Source organism: Marinomonas pontica, from assembly GCF_036322735.1.
GTDB lineage: Bacteria > Pseudomonadota > Gammaproteobacteria > Pseudomonadales > Marinomonadaceae > Marinomonas > Marinomonas pontica.
In genome coordinates this window covers 3,126,557-3,146,115 of sequence record NZ_AP027271.1, presented here as the reverse complement: position 1 = coordinate 3,146,115, position 19,559 = coordinate 3,126,557, and the positions used below count along the sequence as shown (strand labels likewise).

Below are 19,559 nucleotides of genomic sequence, written 5' to 3'. Positions count from 1 at the left end.
GTTGTGTTCATTCAATGGTTCTTTGTTTTCTTCTCTTAGCATTGCTTATTTTTGATGTTCTTTAGCGATGCGCTCACTGGCTTCGAGCATGGCGTGCAGTAGCACGTTGGCGCCAGCGGCACATTCTTCTGGCGAACTGTATTCTGCTTCGTTATGACTGATGCCATTCAAACAAGGTGTAAAAATCATTCCTGTGGGAACGAGATCCGCCATGTAGCAGGCGTCGTGTCCTGCTCCAGCGTAGATGTCCATATGGCTATAACCAAGCTTTTCTGTGGCGGCTTTTACGTCGTCGGAAGCGTTAAACTCAACAGGTGCGAAATACCAGAAAGGATCGACGTTCACTTCAACGCCATGATTGAGGGCGATTTCCTTGCAAAACGTCACGAGTTCTTCGTGCATGGTGAGCAAGACATCCGGTTTAGGGTTGCGCAGGTCTGCGCTGAATTTCACATTGCCTGGAATGGTGTTGCGTGAGTTTGGCCAAACTTGCATAAAGCCTACCGTGCCTAAGCCGTTTTCATGGCGAAGTGCGATGGCATTCATTTCGGTCACAATGGCTGAGGCCACTAACATGGCATCTTTGCGAAGATGCATAGGCGTGGTGCCAGAGTGAGAAGGGCGACCGACTACTTCGATGTTGTACCAGCGAATGCCTTGGCCTAGTCGCACTATGCCAATGGCTTTTTCTTCGTCTTCTAAAATTGGTCCTTGTTCGATGTGCGCTTCGAAAAATGCGCCCATGTGTCGGCTACCCAGTTCCATTTCCCCCAAGTAACCAATGCGTTCCAGTTCGTCGCCAAGGCGAATGCCATTGACGTCGGTTTTGTTTAATTCGGTTTCCAGATCGAAGCGACCGACATAGGTTCCTGAGCCCTGCATAGCGGGTTGGAAACGTGACCCTTCTTCGTTGGTCCAAACGGAGAATTCCATTGCGGTGGGCGTTTCAATGTTGTTTTCATGAAGTGTGCGTAAGACTTCAACGCCAGAAAGAACGCCGAAGACACCGTCGAACTTGCCGCCTGTTGGTTGAGTATCAAGGTGACTGCCAGTGCCGACAGCAGGTAAATCATTGTTTGTTCCCGCGCGACGGGCGAAGATATTGCCGATTTTATCAACGTCAATTGTACAACCGCAGGCTTTGCACCAAGAGACAAAAAGGTCGCGGGCTTGCTTGTCTAAGTCTGTTCCTGCAAGACGGTTACAACCGCCTTTTTCTGTACCGCCAATGTCGCCCATTTCCATTAAGGTGTCCCAAAGGCGCTGCTCGTTGATACGAAGGTCTTGCATAGCTTGCTCCTACTGCTTTTCAATACCTTTACCAAAAGGTAAAAAATGTCGATAAAAAAATATAAACAACTTGTCTTTCTGGTCAGCAATAAGCAGGCCAAGTTTTAATCAAGTTTGCTGATAAAAACTTCGTTGAGTCATCCGAGTGTGCTATTTTAAAATTTAAAAATAAGATAATGTGCAATAAAAACAGGGTCTTATAATACTCATTAGTAATGTGAATGTTTTTATAATAGGCGGATCGAATTTTGCTCGAGAAGAAAACAAAACGTACCAAGCAGTCGATTAATCGAGAAGAATTAGAGTCGCGGATATTGCGTTGTGCCGAGGTGGTGTTTGCCGAAAAAGGCTATAACGGTTCGTCGATGGAAGCCATTGCGGCTGCCGCCAGTATTTCCAAACAAAACCTGATTTATTACTTTGCAAACAAAGAGTTACTCTACCAACGAGTGTTGAAAGAAATGCTCGATATCTGGATAGAAAAGCTTTCCTTCCTAGAAACTCAAGGCGACACACCCGAAGCGGTGATACGTCGTTATGTGCGTGAAAAAATGCAGCTTTCACGACTCTATCCGAACGGATCCAAAGTCTTCGCCCATGAAATTATCAGCGGCGCGCCGGTCTTAAAAGAGTACCTCATTAGCCATTTAAAACCTCAGTTTGATCGTGACGTGGAATTGGTTAAGTCATGGATAAATAAGGGATTAGTCGATGATATAGACCCAGAGCATTTGTTTTTTACTATTTGGGCGGCGACACAAACCTATGCGGATTTTTCGGTACAAATGGAAGTGCTATTAGGCAAACATCGTTTGGATGAAGAAGACTTTGAGCGAGCGGAATTAGCGGTGACCGACTTTGTTGTGCGCGCTCTTGGTGCCAAAAAAAATAGTTAAAAATAATTTCAGGCTGATTTTCTTCTTTGCCATATGGTTTGGTGTGTGTTTTTTGTACGGTTTAAATGTGCAAAAAAACGCCACTTTTCATCATCTTAACCTCTTGGTTAACTTTTTACTTAACTGAACGTTAGGGCGCTAGCCCTTTATCGGTGCGTGTTTTGCACTAATAAAAACAATTTACTCTACGCAAAATGATTGCTATTAATTTTTATACCAAATGGTAAAAAAGTTAATTTATCTCATCTAATTATTAAAGCGTGGAGTGACTATGATCTCTGATTCTGAAGCCATATCTTATGAGTTTGCGACTGGGCCAGACTTATATTCACTCTGCCAAGAAGCCGCGACAGCGCGTGACAATGCGTGGGGTAAACAGCTGACTTATTCAAAAAAAGTGTTTATTCCGCTGACGAATATGTGTCGCGACACCTGCGGTTATTGCACCTTTGTACAGTCGCCAGATTCCCCTCACGCCAATTACATGACGCCAGAGCAAGTGCTAAAAACCGCGCACGAAGGCGCCGCGTTAGATTGCAAAGAAGCCTTGTTTAGTTTGGGCGAGCGACCAGAAGAACGTCATCAGAAAGCGCGCGATAAGTTGGCCAATCTTGGCTACGTCAGCACCTTGGATTATCTGCATGACCAATGTGAAAGTGTTTTAACGCACACCAGTTTATTACCTCACATCAATGCAGGTGCTTTGTCTTTCGATGAGCTGAAACGCCTAAAGCCGGTTGCCGCTAGCATGGGCATGATGTTGGAAAACGTCTCCAATGATTTACTCAAAAAAGGCCAAGCCCATCATGCTTGCCCAGACAAAACCCCAAAACGTCGACTCGACACCATAGAGCAAGCAGGTCGCCTTGATATCGCTTTTACCACAGGAATTTTGATTGGCATCGGTGAAAGCTGGACAGATCGAGTGAAGAGTCTTATCGCCATACGTGACCGTCATCTTGCTTATGGTCACATTCAAGAAGTCATCATTCAGAATTTTCGTGCCAAAGCAGGCACCGCCATGGCCGATTATCAAGAGCCGAATTTAGACGACATGAAACGCACCATCGCTATTGCTCGTTTGATTTTACCTGACGACATCAGCATACAGGCCCCGCCTAATTTGGAAGTGGAGTACGGCAGTTACATCAATGCGGGCATCAACGATTGGGGCGGCATCTCGCCTTTGACCAAAGACTTTATCAATCCAGAAAGAGCCTGGCCGCAGATCAGCAGTGTCGCGCAAGCTTGTAAAGGACTGGGTTATTCGCTGGCTGAACGATTGACCATTTATGACCGTTTCCAGCATCAGGACAGCAAATATCTAACCCCTAATTTAACGCAACGAGTCGCGTCGCTGGTTAACCGTGCTGCTCAAGTAAGTGGAGGAGTCATCGCATGAACCTATTTCCTTTAACACCAAACAATGCCCAAGTGAGCGAATCCGTTCGAACAATTTTGGATAAGTCTTTATTGGGCGAAGAGCTGAGTATCGAAGACGCTTGTGTTCTGTTTGCTACGCAAGGTGCAGAAGCCCAAGCCGTGTTAGACACCGCTGATAAAGTACGTGAAAAACGCGTCGGCAATGTCGGAACCTTTGTTATTACGCGCAATATCAATTTCACTAACGTATGTTACATGGGCTGCCGATTTTGTAATTTCGCCAAAGAAAAAGGCGACAAAGAAGCGGAATTCCTAACGGTCGAACAAGTGGCTGATCGAGCGGAAGAGGCTTGGCATCGCGGTGCGACAGAAGTGTGTATTCAAGGCGGATTGCACCCAGACATTGGTGCAGATTATTACCGTGAGTTAATCATCGCAGTGAAAAAACGAGTGCCAGAGATTCACATTCACGCCTTTTCTCCATTTGAAATTTGGTACGGTTGTAAAAAAGGCCGCCTTGAGCCAGAAGCCTTTTTGACCGAGTTAAAAAATCTTGGTTTGGGTTCTATGCCGGGCACGGCGGCAGAGATTCTAGACACTGAAGTGCGCAAGCAATTGACCAAGAATAAACTCACCACAGAAGAGTGGGTGCGCATTATCAAAGCTGCCCATTCTGTTGGCGTGCCGACGACTTCTACCATCATGTACGGCCATGTGGATCAGCCGATTCATTGGGCGAATCACCTCAAATTATTGCGCGATATTCAAAAGGAAACTGGCGGTTTTACGGAGTTCGTACCGTTGGGCTTTATCCATTACGAAACCCGTTTATACAAGGACAACCCAGACAAGGTTCGTCCTGGCCCAACGCAAGACGAGCATTTTAAAATGCACGCCATTGCTCGCCTGATGCTGCAAGGTCATATCGATAATATTCAAGCGTCATGGGTAAAAATGGGCCCCGATGTAGCCGCTAGGATGCTGCGTTCAGGAGCCAATGATTTGGGCGGCACCTTGATGAATGAAAGTATTTCCCGCGCAGCAGGAGCCACTCATGGGCAAGAAGTGTTTCCAGAAGACATGGTCGCCAATATCCAAGCGGCGGGTTTGCATGCGGTACAGCGCAGCACCAAATATGACGTCGTAAAAGACTATCCAATCGTCGCCAATACTATCAAAGCGCCATTGACGAACCGCATTGCGATTCAAGGAGTGGCGTAATGAGTGGTTTAAATATCACATTGCTAGCGGGCGGTGTTGGTGGCGCAAAAGCTGCCGAAGGTTTGGCAAAAAGCCAATACGCCAGCGCGACCAAGATCATTGGCAACATTGCTGACGACGATGAATTTCACGGTCTTTGGGTCTCGCCAGATATCGATACGCTGATTTATTCCTTGGGCGATCAGATCGACCGCCAGCAAGGCTGGGGACGTAAAAACGAAACTCACCAAGTGCTGACTGAGCTAAAATCCTTAGGGCAAGACACTTGGATGACCTTGGGCGATTTGGATCTCGCCACGCATATTTACCGAACGAATTTAAAACACCAAGGCGTCAGCGCTAGTGACATAACCGAACAATTGGCAAAACGTCATGGAGTTAGCGTACCGATTTTGTTGCCAACGGACGATGTAGTGCAAACTCGAGTGAAGACACCACAAGGCTGGCTGTCTTTCCAAGAATTTTTTGTGCGCGAGCATTGTCAGTCTGACGTGCTGGATATCGAATATCACGGCATTGCCGATGCCAAACCAACCCCCCAAGCTTTAGAGCAAATTGCCAATAGTGACCTGATTATCATCGCGCCGAGCAATCCTATTGTCAGTATTGGCGCCATTCTCGCTGTGCCGGAAATTCAGCAAGCGGTGGAAAAAAGCGGCGCTTATATTATTGCTATTTCGCCTTTAATTGGCGGAAAAACAGTAAAAGGCCCAGCGGATAAAATGCTCGAAAGCGCTGGGAAAAGTATCGATTCGAAAGGTATTTACGACTGTTACAACACCTTCTTGCAGGCCATGGTGATTGACGATATTGATCAGCAAGATGCCGCGTGGTTGCAAGGGCAAAGTCTGGATGTGTTGGTAACGCCAACCCTAATGACAAACCCTGAAGACAAAACGGCGTTACTTACCAAGGTGGTTGAGTTTGCTTTGTCTCATAAAAAGCAGAGGGCAGCCTAATGACTTCTTTTTTAAAAACACCTTCTTTAATGGCGCCTTTTTTTATAGACAAGCTCTGCGTGGTGATTCCGATGAAATCGCCAATGCGCTCCAAGCAAAGACTGGTTGGTAGCTTGTCTGATACAGCCCGTGAAAGTTTGTCTCTAACGCTTTTTGAAAACACCTTGGTGTTTTTCCAACGTCACTTTCCCATGTTAGATGTGCTGGTGGTCAGCGAGTCTCTTGATGTGTTGGCGATTGCTCAGACTTATGAAGCCAATACCTTATTTGATGATGGGGAAAATGGCTTAAACGGCGCGTTGGATTTTGCTTGTGATTGGGTAAAACAGACGGGTTACGACAGCATGTTGATTGTACCGAGCGATATTGCCATGCTCGATCCTGCGGAGTTTGTCGCGCTGATGTCGGCTGCAAATGACGCCAGCGTCGTTATAGCAGTCGCCAAAGATGGCGGCACCAATGCCTTGCTGACATCGCCACCGGATGCCATTCAATTTGAATACGGTTGTGATTCCGCATCGGCTCACCAAGCCAACGCACTGAATAACCGACTGGCTTGTCGCAGTCTTCACCTTCGCAATCTTGCCTTGGATATTGATCGAGGCGACGACCTTAATGTCGCTGTGACTCGCCAGCCCGAACGCTTCAAAGCATGGCGCGACAGTGTGTCGCCATTCATAAAAAAATCGCTCATTAAGGAGCGCCACTATGCCTGATTCTATGAGTATGTTCCGCCTAATGGGCTTGCCCAATTTTCAGGCGGGTGATGATTTAGCGCAAAAAATTATTGATACCTTAACGGCACAAAATCAAACGCTGGTAGCTGGCGACATCTTGGTGATTGCTCAAAAAGTAGTGTCAAAAAGCGAAGGTGCTTTTGCCTATTTGGACGACATTACCCCCAGCGAAGAAGCCATAGAACTGGCAAAAACCGTTAATAAAGACCCACGAAAAGTCGAGGTGATTCTCTCTCAATCAAACCGAATTGTGCGAGCAATGAAACGGCCAGATCAAGAAGAAGGCGTACTGATCGCCGAACACAAAAATGGTTACATCTGCGCCAACGCAGCGGTGGATGAATCCAATGCCGACCATCCTGGTCAGCTGATTTTATTACCCGACGATCCTGACAAAAGTGCGCGTTTGTTGTGTCACAAATTAGAAGCCCATTTTGGCTGTGATTTGGGTGTGATTATCAGTGATACCTTTGGTCGACCTTGGCGATTAGGGCAAACCAACGTGGCGATTGGCTTGGCGAATGTGCCGGGCGTGATGCACATGTTGGGTGAGTTAGATGCGTATGGACGACCTTTGAGTGTTACCGCGCCCGCCTTTGCCGATGAGGTTGCGGCGGCGTCTGGGTTGTTAATGGAGAAAAGTGCGAAATCGCCAGTGATTATTTTTCGTGGCCTATCTTGGTCAAAAACCGACAGTTCGAGCCGTGACCTGATTCGTGCTCATAACGAGGATCTTTTTAGATGAAAAACGACGTAAGTAATAAAGTCGCCATTATTGGCGGAACTGGCCCGCAAGGGAAAGGACTGGCCCTGCGTTTGGCGCTGGCTGGTGTCAGCGTGGTATTAGGTTCTCGTGATCCTGCCAAGGCAGAAGAAACCGCACAGCAACTTATTGCGATATTGGCGGAACAGGATTGTCAGGCAGACATTACGGGCCTGTCGATGAAAGACGCCACCAAAGCCGCAGACGATTTAGTCATTTTGTCTGTGCCTTACAGTGGGCATGACGACACCCTAATGATGTTGGCACCATTGCTGGTTGGTAAAACCTTGGTCGATATCGTCGTGCCATTGGCACCAGGCAATCCGAAAGCCGTGCTAATGCCAGAAGCCGGCTCGGTGACAGAATCGGCTCAGTTGTTATTGGGTGATGACATCCCAGTTGTCGGAGCCTTACATAATGTCTCCGCGGTGACCTTGAATGATTTATCACGTGGCATCAACTGCGACATCTTGGTGTGTGGCAATGACCTTGACGCGAAAAAACGCGTTATGGACTTGATCGAAAAAATGGGCACCAAAGCCTACAACGCAGGCTTGGCAGAAAGTGCTCGCTGTGTAGAAGCACTCACGCCAATTTTGATTCGATTGAATATTTCGAAAGAGGTGCCGTTTTCGCACGCGGGAATACGAATTTCCCCTCCAAACGTTGCGCATTAATTTATTAAAAACATAATCACAAGAGGAACACATTATGGAATTTGGCATTACGTTTAAAGGCTTCGTCAGCCCAGATCGCGCGCGAAATCTGGTTCGTCAGGCGGAAGCGGCTGGCTTCACTTATTGCTGGTTTTACGATTCTCACATTCTTTGGCGTGAGTCGTTTGTCGCTATGGCAATGTGCATGGAGCACACTAAAACCATGCGTTTTGGCCCTTGTGTAACCAACCCGAATATTCGTGATTGGTCTTTGTCAGCCAGCTTATACGCGAGTTTGGCGCATCAAAGTAACGGTCGTTTCGACATTGGTCTTGGTCGTGGCGATTCTTCCATGCGAGTAATGGGAAAAAAACCAGCGACACTCGCGCGTCTTGCGGAATTTACCACAAAGGTAAAAGCCATGGTGCGCGGTGAAGAAGTGGAATATGGCGAATGTCCTGAACCCGTTAAACTGCCTTGGGCGACAGGCTATGAATTACCTGTTTGGATTGGCGCTTATGGCCCGAAAGCCTTGGCTACTGCTGGTGAAGTGGGTGATGGTTTGATTTTGCAAATTGGCGACCCAGATTTGGTTAAATGGTTTAAAGATCAATCTCTTGCTGCAGGTGAAGCGGCTGGACGTGATATGTCTAACTTCAAAGTCCAAGCCGCGGCACCTGCGTATTTTGGTGACATGGATTATTGTATTGAACATACCAAATGGTTCCCTGCCATGGTCGGCAATCACGTAGCAGACATCGTTGAAAAATACGGCAGTGATTCTGGTTTAGTGCCGAAAAGCTTAACGGATTACATCGAAAAACGTCGTGGTTACGATTACTCGAAACATGGTCAAAGCGACAACCCATTCTTGGACTTCATCACCGAAGACATAGTGAAAAGCTTCTGTGTATTGGGAACCGTTGAAGACCATATTGCCAAGATCAAAGACCTAGAAACAGCAGGCACTACGCAATTTAACATCTACCTAGACAGCGGTGATGAAGAAGAAATCATCGCCAAATACGGCAGAGAGATCATCCCCGTGTTTAATGGCTAAGCTGCTGTCACTGTCCCTTCCGCTTTTGTCTTCCAAGGGGAAGGTTAGGATGGGGTTGCTCTTGTTACTTGAACTGCTTTGGCTTCCACCGACCGAATAACATTCCTCCTCGAAACTACCGCCTCCCTCGTCGGAATGTTATTCGCCCATGATGTTTAGGTTGTCTGCGAATACGTCTCTGTTCCTTCCCCTTTTTTCTTCCAAGGGGAAGGTTAGGATGGGGTTGCTCTTGTTACTTGAACTGCTTTGGCTTCCACCGACCGAATAACATTCCTTCTCGAAACTACCGCCTCCCTCGCCGAAATGTTATTCGCTCATGATGTTTAGGCCATCAGCGGATATGTCTTTACTCAATGATGATCATTACGTCTTAGATGTGCTTCAAAGGCGCGGATCATTAGCGATAAGCTGAGTGTGAGTACAAGGTACATGAAGGCGACGACGTTGTAGGTTTCGAAGAATTGGAAGGTGGAGGAGCTGAAGACTTTGCCAAGCTGGGTGATGTCTTGTACGCCTAATACCGAGACGAGTGCGGAGTCTTTGATCATGGCGACGAGGTCGTTGCCAAGGGGCGGTAAGATTTTGCGCATGGCTTGGGGCAGGGTGATAAGGCGGAAGCGGTGCCAGTTGGATAAGCCGAGGGCTTTGGCGGCTTCGATTTGGCCTTTGCCAACTTCTTGAATGCCTGCGCGGAAGACTTCGGCAATGAAGGCGCTGTAGCTGATGGCTAGGGCAATGATGGCGCGCCACAGTAGGGTGAAATCTCGTGTGCGAGCTTTTTCTATCCAGCCCGCTTCAATCGGTATTTGTAACGCCCAGTTGTAGAGTTTGACCATTTCGGGTGCGCCAACAAAGGCGATGTAGAACAGCAGTACGAGAACGGGTACGCCGCGGAAGATTTCGACATAAAAACGGGCGAATTCACGCAGAATACGATGACGAGAAAATCCTGCCAGTGCAATTAATAACCCAAGTAAGCTTGCTAATATAAAAGCGGTGAAGGTGACGCCAATTGTGGTCAGCAAGCCTTCACTTAGTGCGCCCGCGATGCGTTGGTAGCTTTCGTCCGCCACCATATTCCATAACAGAATCAGAGCGATAATAAGGATGGTGACGAGCCACCAAGGCGTGCGTTCTACGGTTTTTTTAAAGGGCATAATCAATTCATAGCTAGACCATTCCTTGGTCGTCTTTAAGTAAAAAACGGACAGTCTAATAAATAGACGATCCGTTACTGTGTGTTATATCACTCTTTTAGGGCTGTGCTTCTTACTGGTTATAGTCGAAGAACCATTTTTTGTTCAGTGCTTCTAAGGTGCCGTCTTGTTTCATACTTTCGATAGCAGCGTTGATTGGGGCTAAAAGGTCTGATCCCGGCGTTAGGATAAAGCCAAAGTCTTCCGAACCCAGCGGGCCACCAACGATTTTAAACGAACCCGGGTTGGCACCGATGTAACCACGAGCCGATGCGGCGTCCATTAGTACGCTGTCGACGTCGCCCGATTTAAGCGCTTGAACGGACGCACCGAAAGTGTCTAACAAGGTGATGCGAGGGTTGCCTTCGTCACCATCCAGTACATCGTAAACGGCCACATAAAAGTTGGTGGTTCCTGCTTGTGCGCCAAAATGCAGGTCTGGGTTGGCGGCAAAGGATGTTGCATCATTAAAACGGTCTTCATCAGCGCGAACCAACATGAACTGCTGGGACGTCATATAAGGAATAGTGAAGTCGATTTGTTCGGCACGTTCTTCATTAATGGTAATTCCGTCCATACCGACATCATATTGGCCTTGTTTGACGGCTTGGATCATGGTGTCCCAGCTGCTTAGGTGCCATTCGATGTTGGCGTTTAAGCGTTTGCCAATTTCGTTCATGGCGTCGTATTCCCAACCTATGCCTTCGCCTGTTGCTGGGTCGACAAAGTTAAGTGGCGTGTAGGCATTTTCGGTGACGGCTAAAATAGTACGACCTTTTAGATCGGGCAAGCTGTCTGCGAAACTGTGGCTGCTCATTGCAATAACGGCAATAGCGACCAAACGAGAGAGAAGAGAAACCATGAGTTTTTACCTTTTATAATGTGTTCGATAAAAGACGATGCTTGTATGCAATTTGGCCAGCGATTATACACAGCCGTTAAGCAAAGATCTCTAGCAAGCTTTAGGCCATCAAGTGGCAAGTCGAGACGTAAACGAGTATATTTGCAGCTTCTTGTTCAAATCGATGAATGCATCTGTTGCAGTCCTCTGCTTATAGGTGGCGATTAAGGTTTTTATGTCTCGTGAATTATCTTCTCAACACGCTTTTCAGACCCATTGCTTAGCGCAAATGGGGGTGGTGTCTTGGTTGTCGTCCACGGACACTGTGTCTGGTACGGTTTTTATGCCTGTGCAGCCTTGGCCGATGAATGTGGTGCAAACGGAGTCTTTGTCTGCCACAAGTCAAGCCCCTTCGTCGCGTTCGACCGGCTTTAAGGATACGGAGCCAGCGCCGTCTAAAAGTCGTCCTGCTGAGGAAGCAGAACCGCTGGTTCACCATCTTCGTGAGCAGTTAAACGCGGGGCCAGAAATCGTTGTGGAAGATTTGCAGCCAATCGAAGAATTGGCTGTGGATATTGATATTGAACCAGATCTGGCGGTCAATACTCAGATTACTCGCCTCGATATACGTGCTTATGCTTTGTCGAATAAATTGCTGATTTTAAGCGATGTTCCGCATGTGTTTACGCAAGCGGAAGAGGTTGAGCGTTTGGCGTTAAAAATGGCGCAAGCTTTGTTAAAACACCCTATAGATGAATGGCAGGGCAGTGCGTTTTCTTGGCCGGGAGCCTTAAAAAATCCACATTTTCTGACGCGCACGGATTGGTTGTTTGGCGCGCTGGAAAGTTATGTGGGGCGTTTAGTGAAAGGCTTTTCAGATGCCCCAATGTTGGTGCTAGCGGGGGCGAACGTAACTCAGCTGGTGGCCGATTTACCCCCCGAAAGTCCATTAAAGCGTTATCCCACCGCGCGTATTGTGAGTTTGCCTGAATTGTATCGCATTCCAGAATTGCGTAAAGAAGCGTGGCAAGAAATGCAGTCGCGCTTTTTCCGTTAATGTATTTGCCTGTAATGAGGCGTTCAATTTTATGATTCCTTCTATTGTTATGCGTCTGGCTACTGAGTCAGATTTGCCTGCTATTACCCAACTGGATGCTTTATCTAACCCTTATCCTTGGGGGCGCGGCTTGATTGCCGATGCTCTACAAACACGTAAAAATTGGGTGGTTGAGCTGGGTGATGCGACGCAAAAATCGCTGGTTGGTTGGTTAACGGCATCGGTGGTACTGGATCAATCCGAATTAGAATTAATTGTGGTTGATTGCTCTGTCCGTAGACAAGGGCTGGCCAGAAAGTTGATGATGTCTTGGTTGGAGTCCAGCGCGCAGCAAGCCGTTTGCGAATGCTTGTTGGAAGTCCGAGAATCGAATGAAGCGGCGATCGCCTTGTATGAATCGTTGGGATTTGAGCAAGTGGGTCGTCGTAAAAATTACTATCAAATAGACAAAAAAGGACAAACAGAGCCAGGTCGCGAAGCGGCGTGCCTGTTTACGTTAACAATCTCCTGTGAAAGAGGCGAACTATGAGCACAGTACTGGTCCCTATTGCCAATGGCAACGAAGACATCGAAGCGATTACTATCATTGACGTATTGCGTCGTGGTGGTGTGGCGGTCACGGTTGCCAGCATTCATGAATCGAAACAGGTCGAAATGGCGCATGGTAATAAAGTTGAAGCCGACGTGTTGCTGACAGACGTTGCGGATCAAATTTTTGATGCGGTTGTGTTGGCAGGTGGCATGCCGGGAGCGGAGCATTTGCGAGATTGCGATCTCTTGATTGATATGTTGGAAAAGCATGACATTCAAGATTCGCTGCTCGCGGCGATTTGTGCGTCGCCAGCGGTGGTGTTCGGGACTCATGGTTTTGTGGTCGACAAACAAGCCACGTGCTATCCCGGTTTTGAGAGTGGTTTAACAGGCGCTGAATATATGCCTAACGAACCTGTGGTGATGGATGGTAATGTCCTGACAGCCAAAGGGCCAGCGACCGCGATGATTTTCGCATTGACGGTGTTAGGCAATCTAAAAGGCTATGAAACAGCACAAAGTGTGGCTGATGGTTTGTTGTGTTAATCGGGTTCGATTAGGTTGATATTATTCCTGACTAATAAGTCAAGAAAAAATGTGGTCAAATTGTGTGTTTTTGCCTGTTTTCTCGGCAATTCGGTGGACGCAAAAGCTGTATCAGAGTAGAATTAGGCAGATTTTTTGAACGCGAGTTTCATTGATTATCCATCGATGAAAGAACGGCAAAAACGCAATTTCTTAAAAGCGAGATGAGCCGCCGGTTTGTCTCGCTTTTTTGCAACCTGATAGTCTCTAAATGGGAGGTTCCTTTGGCAACATCAGCGATTCTGGCTCTGGAAGACGGCACTATTTTTAAAGGGGTGTCGATCGGAGCAGATGGCTCCTCAACGGCCGAGGTAGTATTTAACACCTCGATGACCGGTTATCAAGAAATTCTTACTGATCCTTCCTATGCTCGACAAATGGTCACCTTGACCTATCCCCACATCGGGAATACTGGCGTTAACTCTGAAGATGAAGAATCCGATAAAGTGTGGTGTGAAGGTCTGATCATTCGTGATCTTCCTTTGGTTGCTAGCAGCTGGCGTTCAGAAGAGTCTTTAGATTCTTACTTGAAGCGCAAAGGCGTGGTTGGCATTGCCGATATCGATACTCGTAAGCTGACTCGTATTCTACGTGAAAAAGGCGCGCAAGCAGGTTGCATCATGGCGGGTGAAAACCTAGATGAGGCGGCGGCGGTTGCTGCAGCGAAAGCGTTTCCTGGTTTGAAAGGCATGGATCTAGCCAAAGAAGTCACCGTTGAGAAAGCCTATGAGTGGACAGAATCAACGTGGGATCTTGTTGACGGACACACAACGCCAGACTCTTCTGAGTTCCATGTTGTTGCTTATGATTTCGGTGTGAAACGTAACATCCTTCGTATGATGGTTGAGCGCGGTTGCCGCTTGACGGTTGTGCCTGCGAAAACACCAGCAAGTGATGTGTTGGCGCTGAAACCAGATGGCGTATTCCTGTCCAACGGACCAGGTGATCCAGAGCCTTGTGACTATGCTATTCAAGCCATTAAAGAGATTTTAGAGACTGACATTCCTGTCTTTGGTATCTGTCTTGGTCATCAGCTATTGGCATTGGCGTCTGGTGCGAAGACGAAGAAAATGAAGTTTGGTCACCACGGTGCCAACCACCCAGTACAAGCGATCGAAAAAGGCACAGTGATGATCACCAGCCAAAACCACGGTTTTGCGGTTGATGAAACAACATTGCCTGCGAACCTTGTGATGACGCACAAGTCGTTGTTCGATGGTTCTTTGCAAGGCATCGCACGTACAGATAAGAGCGCCTTCAGCTTCCAAGGTCACCCTGAAGCGAGCCCAGGTCCACACGATGTTGCACCTTTGTTCGATCAGTTCATTGAAAACATCAAAGTCACTAAAGCCTAAAAGTAGGAGCGGAGCGAAATATTATGCCAAAACGTACTGACATAAAAAGCGTCTTAATTTTAGGTGCAGGTCCTATTGTTATCGGTCAGGCTTGTGAGTTTGACTATTCTGGTGCGCAAGCATGTAAAGCACTTCGTGAAGAAGGCTTTCGCGTTATTCTGGTGAATTCAAACCCAGCGACCATCATGACAGATCCAGTGATGGCGGATGCCACTTACATCGAACCAATCGAGTGGAAAACCGTAGAGAAAATCATTGAAAAAGAGCGTCCAGATGCGGTTCTACCGACTATGGGTGGCCAGACTGCATTGAACTGTGCGTTGGATCTTGAACGTCACGGCGTGCTCGAAAAATACAATGTTGAGATGATTGGTGCGACGGCTGACGCGATCGACAAAGCGGAAGACCGTAATCGTTTCGATAAAGCCATGAAGTCCATTGGCCTTGAGTGTCCACGTGCGGGCATTGCTCACAACATGGAAGAAGCGCTTAAAGTTCAAGCGGAAGTAGGCTTCCCTTGTATCATTCGCCCTTCCTTCACCATGGGTGGTACTGGTGGCGGTATCGCGTACAACATGGAAGAGTTTGACGAAATTTGTACTCGTGGTTTGGATTTGTCTCCAACCAACGAATTGCTAATCGATGAATCTTTGATCGGTTGGAAAGAGTACGAAATGGAAGTTGTCCGTGACAAAAAAGACAACTGCATCATCGTTTGTGCGATTGAAAACTTCGACGCAATGGGGGTTCACACGGGTGACTCCATCACGGTTGCGCCAGCACAAACTTTGACAGATAAAGAATATCAAATCATGCGTAACGCTTCTTTGGCGGTATTGCGTGAGATCGGCGTAGAAACGGGTGGTTCTAACGTACAGTTCGGTATGGACCCAAAAACAGGTCGTCTTGTGGTTATCGAGATGAACCCTCGTGTATCGCGTTCGTCTGCGTTGGCATCGAAAGCAACCGGTTTCCCAATTGCAAAAATCGCGGCGAAATTGGCGATTGGTTACACGCTTGATGAGTTGCAAAACGACATCACAGGTGGCCAAACTCCAGCGAGCTTCGAGCCAGCAATCGACTACGTTGTCACTAAGATTCCTCGTTTCACCTTCGAGAAATTCCCAACCGCTAATGATCGTTTAACGACGCAAATGAAATCCGTTGGTGAAGTCATGGCGATTGGCCGTACTTTCCAAGAGTCTTTGCAAAAAGCCTTACGCGGTTTGGAAGTGGGTTCAGATGGTTTCAATCCTCAGTTGGATTTCGCGGAAGAAAACAGCAAAGAGAAATTGGCTTACGAGCTTCAATCTCCGGGTTCTGACCGTATTTGGTACATTGGCGATGCCTTCCGTTCTGGCATGACCGTTGACGAAGTGTATGACGCAACCGGTGTTGATCACTGGTTCTTGGTACAGATCGAAGACTTGATCAAAGAAGAAGCAGCGTTGGCTGATAAAGGCCTTGTCGATATGACCTACGACGTGATTCGTCGTTTGAAGCGTAAAGGTTTCTCTGACGCGCGTCTTGCTAGCCTTTTAAGTGTGACTGAAAAGTCCATGCGTGAACGCCGTTACTTGATGAACGTTCACCCAGTGTATAAGCGCGTGGATACGTGTGCGGCAGAATTTGCCACTAACACCGCGTACATGTACTCAACGTACGAAGACGAGTGTGAAGCGGCGCCAACGGATCGCGAGAAAGTGATCATTCTTGGCGGTGGCCCAAACCGTATCGGTCAAGGTATCGAATTTGACTATTGCTGTGTGCACGCGGCACTAGGTCTACGTGAAGACGGTTACGAGACCATCATGGTGAACTGTAACCCTGAAACCGTATCGACTGACTACGACACTTCTGACCGTTTGTACTTCGAGCCAGTAACGCTAGAAGACGTGTTAGAAATCGTTCGCAAAGAAAAACCAAAAGGCGTTATCGTTCAGTTCGGTGGTCAAACGCCACTGAAAATCGCTCGTGCATTGCAAAACGAAGGCGTGCCAATCATTGGTACAACGCCTGAGTCTATCGACCGTGCAGAAGACCGTGAACGTTTCCAAAGCATGATCCAGCGTTTGGGTTACAAACAGCCTCATAACGCGACTGTGCGCAGCGTTGAGCAAGCGGCAGCGAAAGCGGCTGTTATCGGCTACCCACTTGTGGTTCGTCCATCTTACGTATTGGGCGGCCGCGCGATGGAAATCGTGTACAACGAAAAAGAATTGATGCGTTACATGACCAGCGCTGTGAAAGTGTCTAACGACAGCCCTGTGTTGCTAGATCACTTCTTGAATGCGGCGATTGAGATCGATATCGACTGTATCAGCGATGGTAATCAAGTGGTTATCGGCGGCATTATGCAGCACATTGAACAAGCGGGTGTTCACTCTGGTGACTCGGCGTGTTCTTTGCCACCTTACTCTTTGTCAAAAGAAGTACAGGACGACATTCGTGAGATGATTAAGAACATGGCGCTAGAGCTTGGCGTTGTGGGCTTGATGAACACTCAGCTTGCGGTTCAAGATGGCGAAATTTATGTGATCGAGGTGAACCCTCGTGCATCACGTACTGTGCCTTTCGTGTCTAAGTGTATTGGTCGCTCTTTGGCGCAAGTGGCGGCCTTGGTTATGGCGGGTAAGACACTGGAAGAGCTTGGTTTCACAGAAGAAATCATCCCTTCTTACTACAGCGTGAAAGAAGCCGTTTTCCCATTCAACAAGTTCCAAGGCGTTGACCCGATTCTTGGGCCTGAAATGAAGTCTACGGGCGAAGTAATGGGTGTAGGCGATACTTTCGCTGAAGCGTTCGGTAAAGCGGTGCTTGGTGGTGGTACTGAATTGCCAACGTCTGGTTGTGCTTTCATCAGTGTTCGCGATATGGACAAAGAAGGGGCGGTAGACGTTGCGCGTCGCTTGGCTGAGCTAGGGTTTGACCTTGTTGGTACAGAAGGCACGGCGAAATACCTAACTGACCATGGTGTTGATGTTCGCAAAGTGAACAAAGTAAACGAAGGTCGTCCGCACATCGTTGATATGATGAAAAACGGCGAAATCGACTACATTATTAACACCACGTCTGGTACGCAAGCGATTGCAGACTCTTCTGTGATTCGTCGTACAGCATTGCAGCGCAAGGTTTGTTACACTACGACATTGGCCGGAGCTGAAGCTGCTAGTATGGCAATCAGCTTGAAAGGGGAAACCAAAGTCAGAAGACTGCAAGATTTGCACTTGGGGAAATAATGAAAAAAGTACCAATGACGGTTGAAGGTGAGGCTCGTCTTCGTGAAGAGCTAAACCACCTAAAAACCGTCGTTCGTCCTCGCGTAATTGCTGACATCGCAACGGCACGTGAGCACGGCGACTTAAAAGAAAACGCAGAATATCATGCAGCTCGTGAAGAGCAGGGCTTTGCTGAAGGTCGAATTAAAGAGATCGAAGGCAAACTTGCTGACTCACAAGTGATTGATGTGAAAACCATGCCAGCGACTGGCAAAGTGGTTTTTGGTACCACGGTAACCTTGTTTAACGTGGATACTGAAGCAACGGTAACGTACCGCATCGTAGGCGATGACGAAGCGGATGTAAAAGACAAGAAAATCTCTTACGCATCACCGATTGCAAAAGCCATTATTGGGAAACAAGAAGGTGACGAAGTCATCGTTAAAATTCCAAGTGGTGAAGCAACATACGAAATCGAAAGCGTCGAATACATTTAATGAATGTAATACGAGCTTTTAAAAACCACGGTACGAAAGTATCGTGGTTTTTTTATGCCTGAATTTTGTGGCATACATACATCAATATGAGTCGAATGATTCGCTTAATCCTTCTAACCCATTAAACGCAGAGCGAGACATTGCTCTTGCTGTACCGGTTCGCGCAGCCATCGCGCATTTATGGTTTGAAACCATCCACCCATTTGAAGATGGCAACGGCCGAGTAGGGCGAGCCATTGCCGAAATGGCATTGGCTCAAGACCTCAACCGACCGCTATTGCTCAGCTTGTCGACGATAATCGAGAAAGACAAAAACGCCTATTACGATGGACTAAACAAAGCCAGCCAATTTAATCTAGATATTACCGACTGGGTGACATGGTTCGTCGACAACGCAGGACCGGATGGCTTTGAAGGCGGACTCAGCGCCAAAAAATACATCAGCATCACCAGTAGCTCCAAAGCCACTGCCACCCTAGACCTCAGCGACTCAGTCGAGAAAGATTGTTTATATCGCCTAGAAGGTGGTGGCAGAAACGCGAGGCATGGATTGGCTATTTGAATGAGCTAATAGCCTAGCTTTCTAAGGTTCAAGTCATTGTAAAATTGACTTCATGTACATTGGCTAAATTTAGATGCTGCTTTGCATGCCAGAGATCATAATTGTCTTGCATAGCTAACCAGCTTTCGGGTGTTCGACCTAATGCTTTTGATAAACGCAAGGCCATTTCTGGTGATACAGCACTTTGACCTTTTAAAACTCGATTCAACGTCGAAGAGGCTACGTCCAGTTGTTTGGCTAAATACCGACAACTTAAGCCTGCTGGCTCAAGATAGACCTCATATATGAACTCACCTGGGTGCGGAGGGTTATGCATACTCATCAGTGGTAGTCCTCATAGTTGAGAATATAAGCATTGCCATCAATAAACTCGAAAGTAATGCGCCAATTACCGTTTACAGTAATAGACCAAATCCCATCACGATCACCTTTTAAGGGATGTAACTTAAAACCGGGTAAATCGATATCATCAATTTCTTGGGCGGTATCAACCGCAGTAAGTTGCATACGTAACTTACCTTTATGCTTTTTGTGTTTAAATGATTTAATCATGTATAAAGTGTAGCGTGATGCGCATCACTACTCAATGAAAAAGATCATGTTATTGACTGTAGCTAAAGCCCCATGAATTTGGAGACTTGGTTTAAAAAGTTGTTTATGTCGCCTAGAAGGTGGTAGCAGGAGCGCTACCTGATTAGGCTGGTTTTACTGATAACTACCTACGGGTGAGTTGTTGATTTGCTTTGGGTGTT

The 19,559-nt window shown here is 47.3% G+C and carries 20 protein-coding genes; 15 read left to right on the top strand and 5 right to left on the bottom strand.

All coding sequences use genetic code 11. The features are described from left to right. Positions 1-45 precede the first annotated feature (45 nt). Positions 46-1,290: a Zn-dependent hydrolase gene (locus tag AABA11_RS14840; protein ID WP_338269144.1), complete on the bottom strand. Its 1,245-nt coding sequence runs from the start codon at positions 1,288-1,290 to the stop codon at positions 46-48. 248 nt (positions 1,291-1,538) lie between these two features. Between AABA11_RS14840 and AABA11_RS14835 the strand changes: the two genes are divergently transcribed. From AABA11_RS14835 to AABA11_RS14800, 8 genes are all read left to right on the top strand, one after another. Next, positions 1,539-2,186: a TetR family transcriptional regulator C-terminal domain-containing protein gene (locus AABA11_RS14835; RefSeq protein ID WP_338269142.1), complete on the top strand. Its 648-nt coding sequence runs from the start codon at positions 1,539-1,541 to the stop codon at positions 2,184-2,186. 271 nt (positions 2,187-2,457) lie between these two features. Beyond that, complete coding sequence (gene cofG, locus AABA11_RS14830; RefSeq protein WP_338269140.1) at positions 2,458-3,588, top strand: 7,8-didemethyl-8-hydroxy-5-deazariboflavin synthase CofG; 1,131 nt, start codon at positions 2,458-2,460, stop codon at positions 3,586-3,588. Then, the gene (cofH, locus tag AABA11_RS14825; RefSeq protein ID WP_338269138.1) at positions 3,585-4,790 is read left to right on the top strand and encodes a 5-amino-6-(D-ribitylamino)uracil--L-tyrosine 4-hydroxyphenyl transferase CofH; all 1,206 of its coding nucleotides are present in this window, start codon (positions 3,585-3,587) and stop codon (positions 4,788-4,790) included. The genes cofG and cofH overlap by 4 nt, the downstream gene beginning before the upstream one ends. Further along, positions 4,790-5,749 carry a 2-phospho-L-lactate transferase gene (cofD, locus tag AABA11_RS14820; protein ID WP_338269136.1) on the top strand — a complete coding sequence of 320 codons (960 nt, stop codon included), beginning with the start codon at positions 4,790-4,792 and terminating at the stop codon, positions 5,747-5,749. Before cofH ends, cofD begins: the two co-directional genes overlap by 1 nt. Beyond that, entirely contained in the window at positions 5,749-6,465 is a 717-nt protein-coding gene (gene cofC, locus AABA11_RS14815) for a 2-phospho-L-lactate guanylyltransferase (RefSeq protein ID WP_338269134.1), read from the top strand. Before cofD ends, cofC begins: the two co-directional genes overlap by 1 nt. Next, a complete protein-coding gene (cofE, locus tag AABA11_RS14810) occupies positions 6,458-7,231 on the top strand; it encodes a coenzyme F420-0:L-glutamate ligase (protein WP_338269131.1) in 774 nt (257 codons plus the stop codon). The genes cofC and cofE overlap by 8 nt, the downstream gene beginning before the upstream one ends. After that, complete coding sequence (gene npdG, locus AABA11_RS14805) at positions 7,228-7,926, top strand: NADPH-dependent F420 reductase (RefSeq protein WP_338269129.1); 699 nt, start codon at positions 7,228-7,230, stop codon at positions 7,924-7,926. Before cofE ends, npdG begins: the two co-directional genes overlap by 4 nt. A 34-nt stretch (positions 7,927-7,960) precedes the next feature. Beyond that, positions 7,961-8,965 (top strand): TIGR03842 family LLM class F420-dependent oxidoreductase, encoded by a 1,005-nt coding sequence (locus AABA11_RS14800; RefSeq protein WP_338269127.1) that lies wholly within the window; start codon positions 7,961-7,963, stop codon positions 8,963-8,965. A gap of 350 nt (positions 8,966-9,315) precedes the next feature. Here AABA11_RS14800 and AABA11_RS14795 read toward each other — a convergent pair whose 3' ends face one another. Continuing rightward, positions 9,316-10,122, bottom strand: coding sequence for an amino acid ABC transporter permease (locus AABA11_RS14795; RefSeq protein WP_338269125.1), 807 nt, complete (start codon positions 10,120-10,122; stop codon positions 9,316-9,318). A 112-nt stretch (positions 10,123-10,234) separates the two neighbouring features. Next, on the bottom strand, positions 10,235-11,023 hold the full coding sequence (locus tag AABA11_RS14790) for a transporter substrate-binding domain-containing protein (RefSeq protein WP_338269124.1): 789 nt from the start codon (positions 11,021-11,023) through the stop codon (positions 10,235-10,237). A gap of 214 nt (positions 11,024-11,237) precedes the next feature. Here AABA11_RS14790 and AABA11_RS14785 point away from each other — a divergent pair, with 214 nt between their 5' ends. The 7 genes from AABA11_RS14785 (at position 11,238) to AABA11_RS14755 (ending at position 18,807) form a co-directional block, all read left to right on the top strand. After that, complete coding sequence (locus tag AABA11_RS14785) at positions 11,238-12,059, top strand: hypothetical protein (RefSeq protein ID WP_338269123.1); 822 nt, start codon at positions 11,238-11,240, stop codon at positions 12,057-12,059. 31 nt (positions 12,060-12,090) lie between these two features. Beyond that, the gene (locus AABA11_RS14780) at positions 12,091-12,588 is read left to right on the top strand and encodes a GNAT family N-acetyltransferase (RefSeq protein ID WP_338269121.1); all 498 of its coding nucleotides are present in this window, start codon (positions 12,091-12,093) and stop codon (positions 12,586-12,588) included. After that, entirely contained in the window at positions 12,585-13,136 is a 552-nt protein-coding gene (locus AABA11_RS14775; protein ID WP_338269119.1) for a DJ-1 family glyoxalase III, read from the top strand. Before AABA11_RS14780 ends, AABA11_RS14775 begins: the two co-directional genes overlap by 4 nt. A 263-nt stretch (positions 13,137-13,399) precedes the next feature. After that, on the top strand, positions 13,400-14,530 hold the full coding sequence (gene carA / locus AABA11_RS14770) for a glutamine-hydrolyzing carbamoyl-phosphate synthase small subunit (protein WP_338269117.1): 1,131 nt from the start codon (positions 13,400-13,402) through the stop codon (positions 14,528-14,530). 23 nt (positions 14,531-14,553) lie between these two features. Beyond that, a complete protein-coding gene (gene carB / locus AABA11_RS14765; RefSeq protein ID WP_265730320.1) occupies positions 14,554-17,769 on the top strand; it encodes a carbamoyl-phosphate synthase large subunit in 3,216 nt (1,071 codons plus the stop codon). Then, complete coding sequence (gene greA / locus AABA11_RS14760) at positions 17,769-18,245, top strand: transcription elongation factor GreA (protein WP_265730319.1); 477 nt, start codon at positions 17,769-17,771, stop codon at positions 18,243-18,245. The genes carB and greA overlap by 1 nt, the downstream gene beginning before the upstream one ends. A 67-nt stretch (positions 18,246-18,312) precedes the next feature. Continuing rightward, a complete protein-coding gene (locus tag AABA11_RS14755) occupies positions 18,313-18,807 on the top strand; it encodes a Fic family protein (RefSeq protein ID WP_338269114.1) in 495 nt (164 codons plus the stop codon). Between the two features lie 28 nt (positions 18,808-18,835). On the opposite strand, the gene AABA11_RS14750 is transcribed toward AABA11_RS14755, so the two are convergent. Both AABA11_RS14750 and AABA11_RS14745 read right to left on the bottom strand, forming a co-directional pair. Continuing rightward, positions 18,836-19,129 carry a HigA family addiction module antitoxin gene (locus tag AABA11_RS14750; protein WP_265730317.1) on the bottom strand — a complete coding sequence of 98 codons (294 nt, stop codon included), beginning with the start codon at positions 19,127-19,129 and terminating at the stop codon, positions 18,836-18,838. Next, positions 19,129-19,314: a type II toxin-antitoxin system RelE/ParE family toxin gene (locus tag AABA11_RS14745; protein WP_338269111.1), complete on the bottom strand. Its 186-nt coding sequence runs from the start codon at positions 19,312-19,314 to the stop codon at positions 19,129-19,131. The genes AABA11_RS14750 and AABA11_RS14745 overlap by 1 nt, the downstream gene beginning before the upstream one ends. Positions 19,315-19,559 lie beyond the last annotated feature (245 nt).